This window comes from Qipengyuania sp., assembly GCF_048550555.1.
Taxonomy (GTDB): Bacteria; Pseudomonadota; Alphaproteobacteria; order Sphingomonadales; family Sphingomonadaceae; genus Qipengyuania.
This window is the reverse complement of sequence record NZ_JBLYYF010000033.1, coordinates 18905-37529: the sequence shown is the minus strand read 5'-3', so window position 1 is coordinate 37529 and position 18625 is coordinate 18905. Positions and strand designations below refer to the sequence as shown.

General features: G+C 69.0%; 24 protein-coding genes. 4 read left to right on the top strand and 20 right to left on the bottom strand.

Going from position 1 to position 18625, the window contains the following annotated elements; translation table 11 throughout:
• From ACN4E0_RS07815 to ACN4E0_RS07735, 17 genes are all read right to left on the bottom strand, one after another.
• Positions 1-1116, bottom strand: a complete 1116-nt coding sequence (locus tag ACN4E0_RS07815; protein ID WP_419566947.1) for an OmpA family protein — start codon at positions 1114-1116, stop codon at positions 1-3.
• A 191-nt stretch (positions 1117-1307) separates the two neighbouring features.
• Positions 1308-1766 (bottom strand): DUF2793 domain-containing protein, encoded by a 459-nt coding sequence (locus ACN4E0_RS07810; RefSeq protein WP_419566946.1) that lies wholly within the window; start codon positions 1764-1766, stop codon positions 1308-1310.
• Between the two features lie 12 nt (positions 1767-1778).
• A complete protein-coding gene (locus tag ACN4E0_RS07805) occupies positions 1779-3968 on the bottom strand; it encodes a phage tail protein (RefSeq protein ID WP_419566945.1) in 2190 nt (729 codons plus the stop codon).
• Positions 3956-4390 carry an NlpC/P60 family protein gene (locus ACN4E0_RS07800; RefSeq protein ID WP_419566944.1) on the bottom strand — a complete coding sequence of 145 codons (435 nt, stop codon included), beginning with the start codon at positions 4388-4390 and terminating at the stop codon, positions 3956-3958. The genes ACN4E0_RS07805 and ACN4E0_RS07800 overlap by 13 nt, the downstream gene beginning before the upstream one ends.
• Positions 4387-5202 carry a DUF2163 domain-containing protein gene (locus tag ACN4E0_RS07795; protein ID WP_419566943.1) on the bottom strand — a complete coding sequence of 272 codons (816 nt, stop codon included), beginning with the start codon at positions 5200-5202 and terminating at the stop codon, positions 4387-4389. The genes ACN4E0_RS07800 and ACN4E0_RS07795 overlap by 4 nt, the downstream gene beginning before the upstream one ends.
• Positions 5199-7508: a DUF2460 domain-containing protein gene (locus ACN4E0_RS07790; protein ID WP_419566942.1), complete on the bottom strand. Its 2310-nt coding sequence runs from the start codon at positions 7506-7508 to the stop codon at positions 5199-5201. The genes ACN4E0_RS07795 and ACN4E0_RS07790 overlap by 4 nt, the downstream gene beginning before the upstream one ends.
• 134 nt (positions 7509-7642) lie before the next feature.
• Entirely contained in the window at positions 7643-8215 is a 573-nt protein-coding gene (locus tag ACN4E0_RS07785; RefSeq protein ID WP_419566941.1) for a tail tape measure protein, read from the bottom strand.
• Complete coding sequence (locus ACN4E0_RS07780; protein ID WP_419566940.1) at positions 8208-8402, bottom strand: phage tail assembly chaperone; 195 nt, start codon at positions 8400-8402, stop codon at positions 8208-8210. The genes ACN4E0_RS07785 and ACN4E0_RS07780 overlap by 8 nt, the downstream gene beginning before the upstream one ends.
• Positions 8399-8749, bottom strand: coding sequence for a gene transfer agent family protein (locus ACN4E0_RS07775; RefSeq protein WP_419566939.1), 351 nt, complete (start codon positions 8747-8749; stop codon positions 8399-8401). Before ACN4E0_RS07775 ends, ACN4E0_RS07780 begins: the two co-directional genes overlap by 4 nt.
• Positions 8746-9153 carry a phage major tail protein, TP901-1 family gene (locus ACN4E0_RS07770; protein WP_419566938.1) on the bottom strand — a complete coding sequence of 136 codons (408 nt, stop codon included), beginning with the start codon at positions 9151-9153 and terminating at the stop codon, positions 8746-8748. The genes ACN4E0_RS07775 and ACN4E0_RS07770 overlap by 4 nt, the downstream gene beginning before the upstream one ends.
• A gap of 6 nt (positions 9154-9159) precedes the next feature.
• Positions 9160-9552, bottom strand: a complete 393-nt coding sequence (locus ACN4E0_RS07765; RefSeq protein ID WP_419566937.1) for a DUF3168 domain-containing protein — start codon at positions 9550-9552, stop codon at positions 9160-9162.
• A complete protein-coding gene (locus ACN4E0_RS07760) occupies positions 9553-9708 on the bottom strand; it encodes a hypothetical protein (protein WP_419566936.1) in 156 nt (51 codons plus the stop codon).
• The gene (locus ACN4E0_RS07755; RefSeq protein ID WP_419566935.1) at positions 9705-9992 is read right to left on the bottom strand and encodes a head-tail connector protein; all 288 of its coding nucleotides are present in this window, start codon (positions 9990-9992) and stop codon (positions 9705-9707) included. Before ACN4E0_RS07755 ends, ACN4E0_RS07760 begins: the two co-directional genes overlap by 4 nt.
• 316 nt (positions 9993-10308) lie before the next feature.
• The gene (locus ACN4E0_RS07750) at positions 10309-11451 is read right to left on the bottom strand and encodes a phage major capsid protein (RefSeq protein ID WP_419566934.1); all 1143 of its coding nucleotides are present in this window, start codon (positions 11449-11451) and stop codon (positions 10309-10311) included.
• A gap of 75 nt (positions 11452-11526) precedes the next feature.
• Positions 11527-11916, bottom strand: a complete 390-nt coding sequence (locus ACN4E0_RS07745) for an HK97 family phage prohead protease (RefSeq protein ID WP_419567015.1) — start codon at positions 11914-11916, stop codon at positions 11527-11529.
• Positions 11917-11918: 2 nt separating this feature from the next.
• On the bottom strand, positions 11919-12227 hold the full coding sequence (locus tag ACN4E0_RS07740; RefSeq protein ID WP_370033641.1) for a DUF6127 family protein: 309 nt from the start codon (positions 12225-12227) through the stop codon (positions 11919-11921).
• Positions 12224-13381 (bottom strand): phage portal protein, encoded by a 1158-nt coding sequence (locus ACN4E0_RS07735; RefSeq protein WP_419566933.1) that lies wholly within the window; start codon positions 13379-13381, stop codon positions 12224-12226. Before ACN4E0_RS07735 ends, ACN4E0_RS07740 begins: the two co-directional genes overlap by 4 nt.
• Positions 13382-13446: 65 nt before the next feature.
• Here ACN4E0_RS07735 and ACN4E0_RS07730 point away from each other — a divergent pair, with 65 nt between their 5' ends.
• On the top strand, positions 13447-13698 hold the full coding sequence (locus ACN4E0_RS07730; protein ID WP_419566932.1) for a hypothetical protein: 252 nt from the start codon (positions 13447-13449) through the stop codon (positions 13696-13698).
• 128 nt (positions 13699-13826) lie between these two features.
• On the top strand, positions 13827-14186 hold the full coding sequence (locus ACN4E0_RS07725; protein WP_419566931.1) for a hypothetical protein: 360 nt from the start codon (positions 13827-13829) through the stop codon (positions 14184-14186).
• A gap of 5 nt (positions 14187-14191) precedes the next feature.
• On the opposite strand, the gene ACN4E0_RS07720 is transcribed toward ACN4E0_RS07725, so the two are convergent.
• Both ACN4E0_RS07720 and ACN4E0_RS07715 read right to left on the bottom strand, forming a co-directional pair.
• Positions 14192-15526 (bottom strand): DNA-packaging protein, encoded by a 1335-nt coding sequence (locus tag ACN4E0_RS07720; protein WP_419566930.1) that lies wholly within the window; start codon positions 15524-15526, stop codon positions 14192-14194.
• Positions 15523-16140, bottom strand: a complete 618-nt coding sequence (locus tag ACN4E0_RS07715) for a hypothetical protein (protein WP_419566929.1) — start codon at positions 16138-16140, stop codon at positions 15523-15525. Before ACN4E0_RS07715 ends, ACN4E0_RS07720 begins: the two co-directional genes overlap by 4 nt.
• 221 nt (positions 16141-16361) lie before the next feature.
• Here ACN4E0_RS07715 and ACN4E0_RS07710 point away from each other — a divergent pair, with 221 nt between their 5' ends.
• The gene (locus ACN4E0_RS07710) at positions 16362-17012 is read left to right on the top strand and encodes a YqaA family protein (protein ID WP_419566928.1); all 651 of its coding nucleotides are present in this window, start codon (positions 16362-16364) and stop codon (positions 17010-17012) included.
• Between the two features lie 13 nt (positions 17013-17025).
• On the opposite strand, the gene ACN4E0_RS07705 is transcribed toward ACN4E0_RS07710, so the two are convergent.
• A complete protein-coding gene (locus tag ACN4E0_RS07705; RefSeq protein WP_419566927.1) occupies positions 17026-17712 on the bottom strand; it encodes a Crp/Fnr family transcriptional regulator in 687 nt (228 codons plus the stop codon).
• A gap of 57 nt (positions 17713-17769) precedes the next feature.
• On the opposite strand from ACN4E0_RS07705, the gene ACN4E0_RS07700 reads away from it, so the two are divergent.
• Entirely contained in the window at positions 17770-18618 is an 849-nt protein-coding gene (locus ACN4E0_RS07700) for a sterol desaturase family protein (protein ID WP_419566926.1), read from the top strand.
• Positions 18619-18625 lie beyond the last annotated feature (7 nt).

Genomic DNA, 18625 nt, shown 5'->3' with positions numbered 1-18625 from the left:
TTACATGCCCGAACCCGGACCGTAAGTGATTTCGACGCGACGGTTCTGCAGCTCGCGGACACCGTCGGCGGTCGGAACGCGCGGCTGCGATTCGCCGAAGGCTTCGCTGGTGATCCGGCCATCCGGAATACCGCGCGAGGTCAGGTAACCGCGGACCGAGGTGTTGCGACGCTCGGCAAGACCCATGTTGTAGGTCGTCGAGCCCGAACGGTCGGTGTGACCGGCCAGCATGACCGCGGCGGTGCCGCAGTTGGCGTAGGCCGAAACCGCGTTGTCGAGGATCGTCGCTGCTTCCGGAGTGATGTCCGACTTGTCCCAGTTGAAGAAGACAATGTACGGACCCGTCTCGCAGACCGCCTTCGCCGGGGGCGGCGGGGGCGGCGGGGGAGGCGGCGGCGGCGGGGGCGGCGGCGGCGGCGGAGGCGGCGGCGGCGGAGCCCCGAAGTTGTATTCGAGCGTACCCATCAGCGAGTGGCTGGTGAAGGTATCCTGCAGCGTGTTGCCGCCGAGATCCACCAGTTCGACGTCCTGGGCGTTGTAGTAGCGATAGCGCAGGCCGACATCGACGTTGTCGGTCAGCGGAGCGCGAACGCCGGCGAGGAGCTGCCAGGCCATGCCGCTGTCCGAATCGTCGATCGACGACGCGAAGCCGGGGTTGAAGCTGACATCGTAGCTGGTGCGGGCAACACCGACACCGCCGCCGACGAAGCCCTGAAGGCCGTCATCGGGACCGAAGTCGAGCAGGCCGTTCAGCATGAACGAAAGCGAATTGGCGTCGCTGCCGTCCAAGTTGTAGAAGCCGGGCGCAGCCGTGAAGCCGTTGCCGAGAAGGATGCCAGGCGCGCCGACCTGGATACCGTCCAGGCTTGCATCGCGATAGCTGACTTCAGCTTCCAGACGGAAGCCGCCGAAGTCGTAACCGACATAACCACCGCCATCGAAGCCGGTGGCGTGATTGATTTCGTGATCGTTGGTCGTGCTGTTGATCGAGAAATCGCCGTCTTCGACGAGCATCGCGCCGAATTCACCGCCGATATACCAGCTGTCATCCTTTGCCAGGGCTGGCGACGCAAGGGCCGTAGAGGCCATCGCCATTCCTATGACGAATTTCCGCATTATAGTTTCCCCTTTTTGCGAATTGGAGCCACCGAGTGGGCCATATCTATCTTTCAACCCCCAAGGTGGCAAGCAAACAATCGGCGGGAACTGTTGCATTAATGCCGCTTTTCCCGCGCGCTTAGAATGGGTTCCGGGAAATGGTTCCCCTTCCGTGTGAGCCGAACGGCGGTGCGGGCATGCGGTTCCCGTCAGAAAGGCGGAATGAGTCCGAGTGTTGCAAGCATGTCGCTAACTGCGGCAATTGCCGCCCGCGCTTCGGCATCGACGACCGCGCCCCCGGTAGGGGCGGCGGGCCGCGAAATCCGCTGCCATCCGCCGCGAAAGACGACCCGCGCGCCGGTCGATCTGTCGAACAGCAGCATGCCTTCGCAGGGGGCGCAAAAGGTCCACTGGGTCCCGTCCCAGCTCGCCAGTTCGCCCTCGCGCAGGGCCCAGGCGCCGCTCGCCGGCGCCGCCACCAGCCAGCATTCGCCAGGCGCGGGGGAACCCGGCGGTTCGGTGGCTTCGCCTTCGATCGCCGGATGGAGCAGGGCGTCGATCCGAGCGAACGCTTCGTTGACGAAGAACTCCTTCTGCGCCTGTCCGGCCACGAGCAGGGGCAGCGCGTGGCGGGCGGATCGGGCGTCGAAGGCAACGGGCTCGGTCATGGCGAACTCCTGTCAGACGAGGGGGGATAGAGTGGTGAGGTAGAGCGGGGCGGATTTGGCGAAGCTCCCCTTCTGGCGGACCCACACGGCTTCGCCGGGATGGAGCGCCGACAGGGCGGAGACCTCCGCGGCGCCGAGGACGAGCGCGGGGTGGAAGACGGTCCAGACCGCTGCGGGGGCGTCGGGTAGGCCGAGGCCGACTTCGTAGGCTTCGGCCTGTTCGATCAGCGGTTGATCGACCTCGTCGAGCCATGCCCAACCGCCGCGGGCGCGACGGGTCCAGCCCAGCGTCAGGGCGCCCTGCGCATCGATGCGGGACAGCGGATGCACCGGAAAGGGTGGTCGCCGGCTGCAGCCCGCATCCTCGAGGATCGCGGTGACCGGCTCTTCCTCGGCCAGGCCGATCGCGGCCAGCCGATCGCCCTGCGCCAGCGCGAGGTCGGAGGGCAGCGCCAGCAGACGCTCGTCGAGCAGGGTGGCCGGCGTGCCCGGGAGATGGCCCGCCAGCGCCTCGCGCTCGGTCCCGCCGCGCCCCCGCAGCAGGCCGGCCAGCCGCCAGACCCCTCCGGCCTCGGGCTCTGCCTGCGCGAACTGGAGGATCTCGCTCCCCACCAGCAGGCGGTTGGCGCCGACGGCGAGGGCGGTGGTCGTGGCCGGTTCGAGCTCGCTCTCGGCATCCTCCAGGGCGAGGCGAAGGGTCGCTGCGGGGTCGAGCCGGAGACCCGGATTGGGTCCGACGGCATCGAGGAGCGTGCCGGATACCGCGCGCACGGGACCGCTCTGCGCCAGGGGCTCTAGCCCTGCGCCGCTCGAGCGGTAGAGCGCGGCGCCCGACCAGCGCCCGGTCGGTGCCCCAAGCGCGACGTAGCGCTGGATCGACGCGCTCGAACCGATCCCGTCCCAGGGCAATTCGAAGGCCCGCAGGCGGGTGGCAACAGCATCCCGGTCGGCCGGTGTCCAGGCGGAGCCGCCGTCGCCTGCCACGCTTGTCGGGCCCGGGACGACGAAGCGGACCAGCTCGAGTTCGACCCCGCGCTCGCGCCATTCCCACCCCGTGATCCGCCACAGGCCGGGCTGGCCGGGAGCGCGCACGATGCTGCCGGGTCCGAGATCGGGATCGAGCTCGGCCATCCGCCATGCGAGCTGCTCGCGATCCTGCTGCGCGCGAGCGGAAGCCCGCGCGACCAGCGATCGGGCATCGCTCGCGGAAAAGGTGCCGGGAAACTCGAGCATTTCCTGCCCGCGCGCGGGCTCCAGCCCTTCGGTCCGCTGGAGGCCCGGTTGGTAGTCGCGGACCGGATCGTAATAGCGCAATGCCGACAGCGGGGCCGCCGAATCGGACCGGCGCGACAGCGTCCGGCCGTCCTCGCGCCCGAATTCGCCTTCCTCCCAGGCCGACGGCGAAGGCAGCAGCGGGATGTCGCCGCTGGGTGCTGCGATGCCGTCGATCCTGGCTGAGCCGTCCGGTTCGGTGACCGCGAGCGGCCGCAACCGGTCGACCAGCGCGAGTACCTGCGCCGGGCTCCCGCCTTCGTGGATGAAGCCCGCGAGTTCGGGAAAAGCAGCGTTGCTGCTGCCGGTCGCGCCAAGCGCGGCGATCTCCTGGACCAGCCTGTTCGCGGGACTCGCGAAGACCTCGAAGCTGAGCGCGGGGATGCGGTTGCCGAAATCCTCCAGCGCGAGATCCTCGAACACGACATAGGCGCAGCCGCGATGCGCGGGGCATTGCGATCCTATCGCCGCGGCCATCAGCGGGTCGGGTTGCTGGTCGGCATGACCGGTATGGCAGCGGAAGGTCCCGCCGGACTTGAGATCGCCGGCCCGCCCCCGCAGCAGGTTCCCGTCGGCCCAGATCCGCCCGACCGCATCGATCGGACGGCTCGAAAGCGCCACGGCGAGCGAGACGCTGTAGCTGTAGCTGGTGGTCTTGGGCTTGCCCTTGCCGCCGCCGCTGGTCTCGCGCCGCTCTTCGAGATCGGTCGCCCAGATCACCGTCCCCGCCACGCGGGTCTTGCCATAGAGCGCGGGGATCGGCTGGCCGTAGCTCGAGGTGCTCACCGCGAGCTCCTTCAGGCGCGGCCCCTCGCGGCTGGGGCTGCCGATGATCATCGCGTCGAGACTGCGGCCGAGCGTCGCGCCGAGCGCGCCGCCCAGCGGTCCGCCGACCAGCGTGCCGAGTGCGCCGAGGACTAGCGTTGCCATAGATGCTCCGGAGCTGGGTCGAGCCGCCAGTGTGCGGGCGGCGGTTGGGGGAGGGTGAGCGCCTGCGTGACCACGCGACGCAGCCCGGCATGGGCATGGACGAAGCGGCCCGCGCCGAGCGCGACGAACAGGTGGTGCTGCGCGGGGCCGGGCCGGGTCAGGATCACATCGCCGCGCCGGACCGGGCCGGTGCAGCGACGCAGTCCATTGATCTCGGCAAATCCCATCCAGCCCTGGATGCAATCATTGCGCAGGCGGTAGCCCTGCGGCTGGTGGGTCCGCCGCCCGCAGGTGGCCAGCGCGGCGCCGACCAGCCCGACGCAGTCGAGCCCCGTCGCGGGATCGCGCCCGTGGAGCCGGAAGCGCGTGCCGACCAGCGCCTCGGCACCCCGCGCGAAGGTTTCCGCGACGGCCGGGCTCATCGCGGCATCGGGTAATGCGCGAGCATGTCGTTGCCCGGGAGGAAGGGCTCGCCGCGGAAATTCACCGCATTGCCGAAGCGCGCGGTGCAGGTGGCGATGGTGCGATCGCAGCCTTCGCGGAGCCGCACGCGCAGGCCCTCGCCCAGTGCGGGATCGAGCCGGCCCGCGAGCGTCAGCACGCTGCCATCGGTGTCGAGAATCCGCGCCGCCAGACCCGTAGCGGGACCGTCGAGCCAGCGCAATTCACCGTGGCGATAGGGCGCGGCGTCGGCGAGGTCGAGCGTCACCCTTCCGGCGTCGATATCCACGGCCACGACGCGCGCGCGGGCACTATGCGCCGCCGAGCTGAGCCCGCATCCCGGCCCGCAGAAATGCGCGCGGCACGTGGGGCTCGACAGCGGAATGGGATCCTGCGCCAGCCGCGCCTTGGCCGAGGCGAGCTCGGCGCGAAAGCCGCTGCCCTCCTGATGCAGCCCGGCGATGGTGCCGCTATAGAGCGTCGCGCGATCAAGCGTCTCCCAGTCGACGATCCCGCTCTCGATGCGCGCACCGTCGAAGCGCCCCGCGGCCAAGTCCTGGGCGCGCACCGCATCATGGCTGAGCGCGCCCTCGACGTCGCCCGGATCGTCCTCGAAGCCGCTCGTCCGGCGGATCGCAGACGGCAGCATGCCCGGCGCGGCGCGATGGAGCACGCCGTCGAACCACAGGTCGCGGTCATGCGTGGTAAAGCCCAGCGTCACCCCGTCGCGGCGGTGGATGCGCCACCAGCTCGCGGCGGTGTCGAGTTCTGCGGCGAAGAAGGTCCGGCTCATGCCGCCTCGCGCAGCTCGATCAGCGGCACCGAAGGCGCCTCGCCCGCGGCGAAGGACAGGCCCGAAACCTCGAGCCGGTCCTCGGCGAAGCGCACCGGCACGTCGAACAGGAAGCCGGCGGTGATGTCGGCACCCTCGACGGGCGCGGCATCGAAGGCGATCCAGCCGCCCGTTTCATAGCTCCACCCTGTCGCCGCCGTACCGTCGACCGCCACCACAAGGCTGGCCACTTCGGGACGGGTGATCACGCGCTGCTGTTCGCCGTAATGCTTGACCAGCCGGAAGCGGCTCGTCGCGCCGTCGCCCGTGCCGAGGCGCTGGTCGGTCGCGGCGGGGGCGCCGGTCATGCCGCCGGAGCTGAAATCGAACGGGTCGCGCAGGCGAAAGCCGCGCGCCGGGCCGTAGCGCGCGCGGAAGAAGGCGATCAGCGTGCCGAGCTCGGCCTCCGAGCGGATACCCGGCCCGACATCGTAGCGCATGAGCGCATCGGACCACAGGGCATTGCGGTGCTCGTAGCCCGAGGCGGTCACCGCGACCGAGGTCGAGAATTCGGGACTGACCGCGGCATCGCGGCCCAGCGCGAGCGGATAGGCGACATCGTCGAAGGGGATCATGGCGTGGTCTCCGGGGGGCAGGCGGGTATATCCGTCGCGCGCGACCTGGGGCAGGGCCCAGACGAAGCGTTGGGCCAGGCCGCGCGCCCGCGCTTCGTCGAGCGCGGTATCGATCCACGGCCAGAGCCTGTCCGCATCCGCCCGGGCGAGTACGAAGCCCGCGAAATAGTCGGTCGCCGCGGCGGGATAGCCGAGGTGGTCCTCGATTCGCGCATAGGCTGCCCGGCGCGCGGCATCGGCTCCGGCGGTGAGCCAGTCGTAATCCTCCAGTTGGAGCCGGTCGAAGGCAGGATGATGCCAGCCGACCGGCATGTTGGCGCGCCAGGCTTCGGGCATCGCCGGGTCGAGCACCGTCGGCGGGAAAGTCAGCAGCATGATTTCCGATTCGCCCGCGGCGGCGGCCCGAACCGCCTGCGCGAGACCGGCGGTGGCCTGCGCGAGCAGCGCGCCGGCCTGGTCGAGCAGGGCTGTCCGGCTCGCATCGAGCGGCTGGCGCAAATCGGCGATCACCGGGGGAGAGCCGCCGAAGGCCGCCTTCGCCTTGCCGTCGTAGAGACACGGCGCCCCCGTGTCGGGCTGAACCCACCACCAGGGTTCGCCGATCTGGAACAGCGCCTTGCCGCCCGCCGCTTCGAGCAGGTCGACGAAGCGTACCGCGATCGTCTGGAGGTAACCCATCGCCGCCGGATGGGCCGGGGTGAGCAGGGCCGATGGAGGGTCCCAGCCGGTCAGGCCTTCGCTGCCGTTCCAGGCCTTCTGTTTCCACCAGCTCGGACAGTGTTCGGCGAGCAGTTCGAAGGAGAGCGAAACGATGGGAGCGAAGCCGAGGGCCACGGCGCGTTGGAAATAATCCGCGTGCCAGCGTTCGGCCGGGGTGCACAGCGTTGCTCCGAAGCTCACCAGCAGCTCGCCGCTGAAATCGGCCAGCCGGAAATAGTGGCTCATCCCGACATAGTGGACCACTCGCCCGCGATAGCCGAGCCCTTCGATCGTGCGCAGCAGCCGCGCGGGCGTCTGGTTGAAACAGTCGTCATAGGCGGTGGCGATCTGCTCGCCATGTGTCGGGATCAACACGTCGCCTATCTCGAGCACGGCATTCTCGCCGGCGCAGGAAATCGCGCTCATTTCTGCCCAGCCGTTCACTCGCGCGGGCAGCCGCGTCGCGCTGCCCTCGGCATAGCCATTGGGCACCAGGCTGATGAACATGCGGTCGATGTGCGACGGGTGGACCGGCTCGCCGGGCAGGCCGTAACCCGACTGGAGCGCGGAGAAGGGCAGCTCGATCAGCGCATCGGTGGGCGAGCCGCTGGCATAGTTCCATAGCCGGACGTACCAGGCGCGCTCGATGCCCGCCGCGTCGCGCCCCTCGATCGTCAGCGTCGGCCCATGCGGCACGTCGAGCGCCAGCACCCCGCCGCTGCGCCAGCGGAAGCGCAGCACGCAGCGGGCGTAGTCGCGCTGCGTCGCATAGGCGAGCAGGGGGTGGTCGAGCCCGTCCTCGCTCTCCCAGATCAGTCCGGCAAGCTCACCCTCGTGAAAGAATTCGCAATCGACGCGCAGCGCATCGGGCGCGGTGGTCACCACGCTCGCCATCATCGGGCGGGGAAAATTGACCGTCCAGAATCGCGGGTCGAAGCGCTGGATATGGTCGCAATGCTGCCCGTTTCGCGTCTTCGCGAGCCAGAAAGCCATGGGGTGTTCCTTTGTGTTTAGAACCCGCCTCCGCGGGTTCTTCCTCGCTAGACGTGCAGCAAGCTGCATCCGCTGCGGGCGGGCGGGCGGGCGCCCTTGCCGTCCGCCAGTGCGGACGGGGAAACTGCTCTGGTCTAGGTCGACAAGGCGCGGCGCACCGCGCTTGCGACCTGGCGCGAGGAGCGCTGCAGCGCGACCGGCGCAGCGGTGCCGCGCGGGGCCGAGAGATGGATCGCGACGCGCACGTCGGAGCTTGCGCGGGCGCCGCCGTGGCTGGGTTCGATCCGGCCCGCGCTGGTCGGGACGAAGAGTTCGGGGCCGCGCTCGCCGACCAGATAGGGGCGCTCCGGCGCCACCGTCCCGCCGGTCGCACGGCCGGGCAGGCCGAACAGCGCGCCGATCGCACCGCCCAGAAGCCCGCCGAGCCCGCCGCTACCCGAGCCGCCGAACAGGCGGTCGAGCCCGAGCTGGAGCGCCTGGCCGGCGATCTGGTCGAGCACGCTGCTGGCGACGCGCTTCAGATCGTCGAAGCCCAGGCTGCCCTTGCGGATCGCCGACAGCAGACCGCGTTCGAGCACCCGGCCCGCGTTCTCGAAGCCGTCGATCAGCGTCGTGTCGAATGTGCTGCGCATGGCGTGCATGTCGGCCACGAAGGCCTGTGTGTCGGCGCGAACCGCCACCACCAGTTCGTCGATGGCGTCATCCATGGGCATCTCTTTCGATCAGCGCGGCGATCTCGGCGCGCGTGGGCGGGGTTTCGCCGGGGGCCGGCGGGGCGAGGCACGCGACGAGTTCGGAAGGGGTTGCATTCCAGAAGCTGTGCGGGGTCCAGCCGAGGTGCCGGGCAGCGAGTGCGGCGAGCCGCAGGGCGGACGCCGCGAAGCGCTCGTTCATCCCGAGCCCTTCAGGATCTCGCCGAGCAGGGCGCGGAGCGGCTTGGCCGCGGCGGCGAGGCCCTGGTCGAGCACCGCCTGGCCCACCGTTTCGCGGGTCAGTTCGCCGGGTTCGGCGAGGCAGTGCCAGAACAGCGCGGCGATCTCGGCCAGGCGCAACTGCCCTTCGCCCGCGCGCTCGACCAGCGCGAAGAGCGGGCCGAGTTCCTCCTCGGCGCGCACCAGCGCATCGAAGGTGGGGCGCAGGAGATACGGCATGCCCGCGACGGCAAGCGAGGTTTCACCACGAACCGCGTTGCTCGACCTTTGGCTGGCGCTACCGCCTGCGGCTGTTTGGGCGCCGTTCACGAGGGCACCACCGCGCCCGAGCTTTCGAGCTGGAGCGCATAGGTCCGCTCGCCGTTGAAATCGCCGGCATAGTCGAGCCGCTGGACGAGAAAGCGCCCGCGCATCTTCGCGCCGTCCTCGAAGCTCAGTTCGTAGTCCTCGAGCGTTCCCGCGAGCGCATGGCTGCGCACCGCGCTTTCGGCGTCGGAGCCGAGGAAGATGCCGCTCGCGGATACCGAGACCGAACGCGTCCCGGCGCCCGAGAGCAGTTCGCGCCAGCCGCCGCTGCCCTTGTGGGTGACCACCACCGTGTCGCCATTGACACTCATCTGCGTCGTGCGCAGGCCGGCAACGGTCTCATAGGTCAAGGGCGAGCCGCCGTCGCCGATCTTGAGGAGGAAGGCGGCACCTTTCTGGGCTGTCATGTCGGGTTACTCCGTTTCGACGAGTAGGAAGCGATATTCGAGCAGCACCGCGCGCATGTTGCGCGCGCGGCGCTCGACTCGGCTGCGCAGGAACTGGGTGACGACCACGCGATAGCCCGCCTGCTGCGGGGCCAGCGTGGCGATGCGCTGTTCGATGCGGGCAGCAAGCACGCCGGTTTCGGCCGGATCGTCGCCGCGCCCGACGAGTTCGAGCGCGAGGCGGATCTCGCGGCCTGCATGGCTCTTGCTCGACCAGTCGGCGCTCGCGCTGGCGACGATCGCGATGCGCGGCGGGCTGGCGGCGGCGGGTCCTTCCTCATCGATGGAATTGACCAGGTCGGCGAGGATGGGGTCGGCGCGCAGCCAGGCGAGGAGCGTGCTGCGGAAGGCGCTTTCCATCTAGTCTGCCTCCCTTGCGAAGAGGGGCCACAGCAGGTCTGCACTGCGCCACTGGCTGCCGTCGCGGCGGCGTGCGCGGATGCGGCTCTCGCTGCGCGCGGCGGCGAGCGTGGCGGCGCGCCGCGCCAGCCGCTCGGCGAGGGCGGCGAAGCTCACAGTCGCACCATGCGGTGAGGCCGCCAGAGCGCGGCGATGGTCGCGGGCAGCGCCGTCGCGCCTTCCTCGCGCTCGCGATATTGATGCGCGGCGAAGCGGACGATGCCATGGCGCAGCGCCTCGTCGAGATCGCTCCATGCCGCGGCATCGAGCCCGGTAAAGCGCAGGCACAGCTGCCAGGCGGTATCGAGCAGGCGGAGGAGCAGCGCGTCCTCGCCCGGCGTGGTGATCGCCAGCCATTGCTTGAGGTCGTCGAGCGGCTGGCCCGAGAGGTCTGGGGGCATGGAGGAATGTCCCGATTGTCAGGAAAAGGGTGCCCGCGCCGAAGGGGGCACGGCGCGGGCGTTCTTGTTTGGCGCCCTCAAGCGCCGGGCGGAGCGCATCCGCGCTCCTTGGCTGCCTCGCATTGGCTCGGGCGCGCGGTCGCGCTTGCCGTCCGCTGAAGCGGCCGGAAACCGAGCCAACATATGGCGAAAGTTCCGAGCCGCAGGCGAGGCAAGGCCGACCGGCCGCCCGCAGCGATGCGACCGCCAGGTCGCGTGAGCGAGGATAGCCAAGTGAGCGGACGCGAACGCCGGTGCTTGAGGCCAAACAAAACTCTTACACTTCGATCTTGAGCAGCTTGATCGCGTTCGAATCGAGCACCTGCCCGCCGACGCGCTTGGTGGCGTAGAAGTGGACGAAGGGCTTGTTGGTGAAGGGATCGCGCAGCACCTGCGTCGCGGTGCGTTCGGCGATCAGATAGCCGTGGCGGAAATTGCCGAAGGCGATCGGGAAGGCGCCCGCGGCCACGTCGGGCATGTCCTCGGCCTCGATCACCGGATAGCCGAGCAGGCGGTCGGGCTGCCCCTCGACGAGGCCCGGCTGCCACAGGAAGGCTCCGTCGGCGGTCTTCAGCTTGCGCACCTCGGCGAGCGTCGCCGAATTCATCACGAAGCTCGCGCCCTGGCGGTGTCCGGCCTTGAGCGTGTGGACGAGGTCGATCAGCCGCGCATCGGGTTCGGCGTCGAAACCGGCGGCATCGCCCGATCCGATATACTGCAGCGTCCCGAAAGTGCGGGCGCCATCCTCGTTTGTGCTCGCCGGCGAAGAAAGGAAGCCGAGCGGCTGGTCCACACCGTTGCCGTGGACGAAGGCAGCGCCTTCCGCGCGGGCGAATTCGATCGCGATCTCGCTCGCCAGCCAGTTCTCGAGGTCGAACCCGGCATCGTCGAGCATCGCCTGGCTCGCGGCGGGGTTGGCGTAGAGCTCGCCGGTCGGCGGGGCGATCTCGGCGAATTCGGGCGTGTCGGTCTCGGGCCGCGCGGCGGTCTCGCTGACCCAGCCCGAGGCGGTGCCGCCGGTGGTGACGAGCTTGCGATAGCCCGCGCTGCCCGTCTGGACGACCTGCGCGATGGCGCGGATCGGACTGATCTCGACCAGCTCGCGGGCGATCAGCGCGTCGATCTGGCGCGGCACGGCATAGCCGCCGTCGGCGGGCACGGCGGCGGTGATCGACTTCATTTCGAGCGTCGAGCCGCGGCGCAGGTAGCCGTCGACGAAGCCCTTCACTTCGGGCGCGGTCTCGTCGGCGGCGCCAATGGCGGGGCGCGCGGCGGCCCGGCCGATCTTGTCGACGCGGGCCTTCACCTCGTCGACATCGCTGCGCAGCGCGGCGACATCGGCCTCGGTCCTGTCTTGGCGCGCGACGATATCGAAGCTCGCTTCGGCCTGGTCGGCGGGGGCGGTTGTGGCACTGTCCATGGATGGTCCTCTTTCTTCACGGGGCACAAAAAAGCCGCCGGAAGGCGGCGAGGGGAAACGGGCAGGGGTGACGGCTCAGGTGGTCAGGTGGATCCTCGCGTCCGGTTGCAGCGGATGGGTGACGACGCTGACCTCGAACAATTCGATCTCGGCCAGTTCGCGACCTTGCGGCGTGTGGCGAAAGCTCCGCGCGCGATAGCCGAAGCTTAGCCCGCTCACCGCGCGCTGGCGCAACAGGTGCGCCGCGCGCCCGTCCGGATTGTCGATCTGCGCGATGATGCGGAGGCCGCGTTCGTCCTCGCCCGCGCACTCGACCCAGCCGATGCGCTGTTCGGGGCGGTGTTGCCAGTAGAGCGGGTAGGGGCCCCGTCGCTCGGACAGCGTCCGCGAAAAGGCGCCGGGGCGGATCGTGTCGCGCGCGCCGTCGGTGCGATCGAACAGCGCGGCATAGCCGGCGATCCGCAGCGTCACTGGAGCAGGCTCCCGAGCCCGAGCCGAACGGCGATGCCGATCAGCAGTAGAGCGAGGCAGCCGCGCACCACCCAGGCGATCGCCGCCTTCCATGCGCTGGCCTTGGCATCGCGCCAGGCCGAGAGCAGCTGGCGCAACTCGCCGAGATCCTCCTGCGCCGAGGCGTCGGCGAGGCCGAGGCTCTCGAGCACGCGGTTCGCGCCAAGCTCGCTCGCCTCCTCGACGATGGCGCGCAAGGTAATCAGCTCGCCGCCTTCGTGGTTCGCCTGCGCGATCAGGCGCGCGAGCATGTCTTCTCGTGTCATGGCGTGTTCTCCAAGGGGCTCAGCCCGAGCAGCGCGCGCTTCTCCGCTCCGCTGAGGAAATCGGCCGCGCTGACCTGCGCCCACAATCGCTCGCGATCCTCGGCGAGCGCGGGGACGCGGTCGAGATCGACGCTCGCGCCCTCGGCGAACCAGTCGCTCAGCCCCGCCTGCAGCCCGTCGAGGATCTTGCCCGCCAGCGGCAGCAGCGTCAGCCGCCACAGCGCGCGGTTGGCCTCGCGGTAATTGGCATAGGTGTTGTCGCCCGGCAGGCCGAGCAGCATCGGCGGCACTCCGAAGGCGAGCGCGATGTCGCGCGCTGCCGCCGCTTTCAGCGTGGCGAAATCCATGTCGGCGGGGCTCAGGCTCATCGCCTTCCAGTCGAGCCCGCCCTCGAGCAGCAGCGGCCGCCCGGCATTGGCATGGCCCTGGAAGGCGCTGGCGAGTTCGCTCTTGAGCCGCTCGAACTGGTCGGCGCTCAGCCCGCCCGCATCGCCCCCGTCATAGACCAGCGCGCCGCTCGGCCGCGCCGCATTGGCGAGCAGCGCGCGATTCCATTCGCTGGCCGCATTGTGGATCGCCACCGCCGGCGCGGCGGCGGTGAGACAGCCCGCGCCATAGTGATCGTCACTCGGGTGGAAATGCCTGAGGTGGACGATGTTAGGCCAGCCGTCCTCGTCCGCGAGCGGGATCGTCAGCGTGCGGTCGGCGAGAATGTAGCGATAGCTCGTCGGCCAGCCATCCTCGCCCGCCACCACCTGCACGCGCTCTGGCCGCAGCGGGAACAGCTCGACCGGCATGCCCGCGCCATCCTTGACCAGCTGGACATAGGCATTGCCGTGGAGCGCGAGCTGCGCCGCGAGCACCTCGAGCAGCGGCTGCGCCCCGCAGGAACAAGCGAGCAATTGCGCCAGCCGCTCATCGGCGCAGGCCAGCGGCGCGCCGCCGACCCCTTCGGCGACGATCCGCACGCTGCGCTGCGCCACCGGATTGGCGAGATAGGCCTCGGCCACCGCGCGGCTGTAGTCGAACGGCGCGCGCTGCAGCGGCCCGCCGTCGAAGGCGGTGGCCCAGGGCGAGACAAACCCGCGCGCCACGGGCACGCGGGCACCGCCCCCGCCCTTGAAGGCGGAGACGAGACTGGTGAGGAAGGACATTGATTTCTCCCGGGCGAAGAGCCCAAAGTGAAGGAACGCGCACTCGCAAGGCGCAGGAGGCAGCAGTGGAATTCGAGAACAGCGACTTCATCGCCCTGGTGAAGCGCACGCGCGAGAAGTTCGGGTGCTCGATCGAGGAAGCGCACGACCTGATCTTTGCCGACGACGAGATGCGGCGGCTCGTTGCGCTGCGGATCAATCACAACCCGGCGTGTCGCAAGATGGCCTCAAGGGACCTGTATGCCCACGGACCCGATTCCCGCTTCGTGCGCGAGGGCGAGTCCCTGCGCTTCAAGAGGAACGACGGGCAGCGATGATCGCGCCTGCAATCGCGCGGAGCTTCGAATTCCCTTATCGCATGTCCGCACGGCATCGAGGAGATCGGCTATTACTGATCGAGAAAGCAGCGACTTGCCTGATTCCGCCGCCGCGCTAACATGACTGCATGGCGATCAAGGCGATCAACATCGTGAGCTTTGGTCTGCTTTTGATAGTGGCCGTCATGATGGGATCGTTTCTTCCCCGGTCGCTCGACAGCTACGAGGTAAGACCCGACGACCTGTGGTCTGTCCTCCGTTGGCTCGGCCTCCTTCTCTTCCTTGCCGGGACGAGCTTCTGGAACGCGCTGGCGCTGCCCGACCACCCGCGAAGGATGCAGGCCCAGATTCTCCCGAATGCAGCGACTCTCATCGCTTACGGATATGCATCGACACAGGCCTATGGGCGGCTCGAGGTCGGCGCGATCCTCATCGTTGCCCTCGGCCCTCTCGCATGGCTGGTCGGCAAGGTGACCTCCCACGCGTAGCGCACCTAGAAGAGCCGCACCCGCGGCCTCGCCTTCTTCCCCAGCATCAATTCGCTGAGCGCCCAGACCAGCGCGTCGGCGCGGTCGGGCGATCTGCCCGGACCTTCGTAGCCGCCACCCGCCAACAACCCGCAGAGCTGGTCCTCGAGCTTTGCGAACATCCCCGCATGGCGCACGCGCCCCGCCTCGTAGAGCGCTGCGACGGGTTCGGCTCGCGCCACCTTGCCGCGGCTGGCATGGACCAGCCTCACGGACAGCGAGATATCCGCCGCGCGCAGCACGCTGGCGACCATCTGGCCGCCCTGGTTGGCCTCGGCCACCACGCGGTCGGCCTGCCAGCTTCGCGCGGCCTCGGCCACCGCGCGCGCCCAGGTTTCGGGGCTGGCCTGCTCGACCGAGCAATCGGCGAGCACCTGCCCGATCCCGCTCGTACCGAGGCCGCAGACCACGATCCCGCAGGCATCGCCGCGATCGCTCGCCGGCGGATCGACGCCGACCACCACGCGCAGCGGCGGATCGTTCGGCGCTTCCTCGCGGCAGGCTTCGAGCAGGTCGCGCGTCCACAGCGCGCCCTCGATATCCTCGAGCAATTCGCCGCCCAGTTCCTGCCGCCCCAGCGTGGTCCCCGCATACTGCGTCTCCATCGCGGCAAGGAACTTGGCCGGCAGGTTCTTGGCATTGTCGCGTGTCGTGCCGCGCGTCAGCGCCAGGCCCGCGAATTGCGCAGGATTGAGCAACCGGCGTATGAGCGGCACGGCGCGGGGCGTCGTCGTCGCGACCACGCGCGGGTCGCTGCCGAGCCTGAGGCCCATCGCCAGATTGTCCCACGCCCGGGTAGCCCGCTCGTGGCTGCGCGGCCACTTGGCCACTTCGTCGCACCAGGCGTGGCTGTGCTGCGGGCCGCGCAGCGATTCGGGCTCGGCGGCGGAATACAGGCTGGCCTGTGCTCCGTTGGGCCAGCTCAACCGGCGCAGCGAAGGTTCGAAGGTCGGTGCCGATTCGACGGGGCAACAGGCCAGGATGCCGCTCTCGCCCTCGACCATGACGGCGCGCGCTTCGCCGAGGCTTGCGCCCACCAGCGCGATCCGCGCGTCGGGCAGCACCTCGGCGACAAAGCGGACCCACTCGGCACCGGCGCGGGTCTTGCCGAAGCCGCGTCCCGCCATGATCAGCCAGACGTGCCACTCATCGTCGAGCGGCAGCTGGCCGTCATGCGCGTAATTGCGGAAGTCGGTGACGAAAGCATCGCGTTCCTCCTGCGTCAGTCCACGGACGAAGGCCTCGCGCTCGAGCGGGGTGAGGCGCGCCCATACACCGGGGCGCGACAGTTTGCCGTTCATTCGGGAGAGATTTCGCGTCCCGCGACCTTCTCGCGCAGTTCGTCGACCTTTCGCTCGATCGCTTCGCGCACCTGCGCGGCGCTGACATTGGCGCGTTGGGCCCGCTCCTTGGCCACCGTTTCCTTATGCGCCGAAAGGAGGCGCAGGGCGACTGCGACGTCCAGTTTCCGTTCGGGTGCCGGATCGCGAAGATAGCCGAGCACCTCCATCTCCAGATTGGCATAGCCTTCGAACAGGGCGGCGCGCCACTCGGCCGCAAACCGCGCGTCGGCGCGCCGTGTCCGATAGACCTCGCGCGGTTTGACGCCCGCCTCCTTGGCCGAAGCCGTGATGTTCGACGTTTCGACCAGCGCGTTCAGGAACGCGGCTTGCCATTGGTCCTGCTTGCGCCGGGCCGTGCTCTCGAAGGTCGGCTTGCGCCTGCCCTGAGTGAACAGCGTCAACGCCTCTTCCCAAGCCGTGCGAAAGCTCCCGCATCTCTTCCTGCGCGTATAGGGCCCGCCGGTGGTGATGCCCGCGACCCGGGCGGCGGCGCAGACATTGCCGTGCTCGCGAAGCCCTTCGAGAAACGGCTCTTCCCACCACGGGGTGTCGCCGGAAACCCTCTGTGCCATGCGTCCCTCCCGATTGCGCGGAGCGCGAGACGACGAAGGGCGGCGTCCCGATGGGAGCCGCCCCGGCGAATCGCAGTTTTCCGATGTTTGCAACATGTACCCAAACAGCGTCACGATGTCAAGATAAAAGAGCCAAATAGGTTATGTCGAGGTGCTTGCCTACGCGGCGGGGCTCGCCTAATCCCCGCTCCACCACGGGACGCGAGGGATTTCCCCGAATCATGATCATGAAACCGCTGCGCGGGCTGTACGACTGGACGATGGAGAAGGCCGCGCATCCGCACGCGGTTGGCTGGCTGGCGCTGGTTTCCTTCGTCGAGGCGAGCTTCTTTCCCGTGCCCCCGCATCCGTTGCTCGGGCTGATGTGCCTCGCCGAACCGAAGAAGGCGGTGAAGTTCGCCATTGTGGCGACACTCGCCTCCGTCGCGGGCGGATTGCTCGGCTATGCCATCGGCTGGGGGCTCTACGATACCATCGGGCAGGATCTGCTGCGCTGGCTCGGCCTCAGCGAAAGCTTCCCCGTCGCCGCCTGCTACCTGCGCGAATACGGGGTCGAGATCCTGATCGTGAAGGGCGCGACGCCGATCCCGTTCAAGCTGCTGACCATCACCGCGGGCTTCATCGGCATGGCGCTGGTCCCCTTCATCCTCGCCAGCATCGTCAGCCGCTCGATCAGCTTCATGATCGTCGGCGTGCTGTTCCGCCTGTTCGGCGCGCCGATCAAGCGTTTCATCGACAAGTATCTCGGGCTGGTGACGGTGGGCTTCGTCGTGCTGGTGATCGCCGGTTTCGTCGCGGTCGCCTATCTCGACGGCGGCGAGGATCAGGCAACGGCGGAGAAATGCGCCGCCGCCGCCACGCAGCCCGCCTGACCGCTGCGGGCCGCTAGTCGCGCGCGAAGCGGACCAGCGCGTCGCGGTCGAGCACGCGCAGCCGGCCATAGCCGCGCGCGACCAGCCCCGCCTCCTCGAGTTCGCGCAGCGCGGCATTGGCGGTCGGGCGGGTGACGCCAAGCAGCTCGGCGAGCTCCTGCTGCGTGATCGGAAGGCTGTCCTCCGCCGCGATCCCCTCGGCCATATTGGCCAGCAGCAGGGCCAGCCGCGCGCTCGCATTGCCGCGTCGCAGCTCGACCACCAGATTGATCAGGTCCTGCACCTGTACCGCCAGCGCGCCGAGCAGGGCGTGGCCCGAGGCGGGGTGCCGCGCGAGGCGTTCGAGGAACAGGCCGGCGGGGATGAAACGCACCGTGCTCGCCCCGCGCGAGACCGCATCGACCACGCGCGGGCGCTGCGAGAACATCGCCAGCTCGCCGTAGGAATCGCCCGGTCCGAGCACCGCGACCGCGCGGAAGGTGCCTTCGGCGAGGAACTGGCCGGCGACCACCATGCCTTCCTCGATCAGCCAGAAGCCGTCCGGATCCTCGCCGCGCTGCTGGATGATCTGCCCGTCGCCGAAGCTTCGCACATGCGTGCGCGCCTCGATCTCGGCGCGCAGCGCGGGTTCGAGCGAGGCGTAGAGCATCGGCGAGACCACTGCGCGCAGCGAGGAGCTGGAATGTAAAAGATCCGACATTCTTCGTCGCTTCTAGCCGGTAATCCTCCTCCGCACAAACGACAGAGGATTCCGCCCATGCCATCGTCGACCCTGGCCATCTTGGCCATCTATCTCGGCTTCGCCCTGCTCGAGCTGTGGCGCTCGAACCTCTTCGCCAAGCCCGAGCAGACCCGCGACGACGGCATCGTCGAGGGGGTCAGCATGGTGGTGTTGCTCGGCCTGACCCAGCCCACCGTCCTGTTCCTCTCCATGACGCTCGCCGGGGCGGTCGCGCCGCACTACGCGGGTGCGCTGTCCGGCCTCAACCTCTTCGCCGCGATCGCGTTGTTCCTGCTGCTCGACGACATGATGCAATACTGGTGGCACCGCGCGAGCCACAGCTTCGCGTGGTTGTACAACTTGCACCGGGCGCACCATAACGCCCGCTATATGAGCGTCCGCCTCGTCTACCGTAACAATCTGTTCTATTACATGATGATGCCGGGAATATGGCTGTCGGGCGTGCTGATATATCTCGGCCTCGGCTGGGTCTATGCCGGCTATATCGTGGTCAAGCTGCTGGTCATCACCGGCGCCCATTCGGACGTCGCCTGGGACCGGCCGCTCTACCGCATCGCATGGCTCTCGCCGGTGATGTGGCTGGTCGAGCGCACGATCTCGACCCCGGCGACGCACCACGCGCACCACGGCCGCCACGCGAGCGATCCGGCGGTGCAATACAAGGGCAATTTCGGGAACCTGCTGTTTGTCTGGGACGTGCTGTTCGGCACGGCCAAGATCACCCGGACCTATCCCGCAAGCTACGGGGTCGAGAACCTGCCCGAAACCTCGCTCGGCGAACAGCTCGCCTGGCCGCTGTTCGGGAGCATTCCGGTCGAGGAACGGCCGGCGACGCTAGAGGATGGCGCAAGAACCGCTGCATGACAGGGCG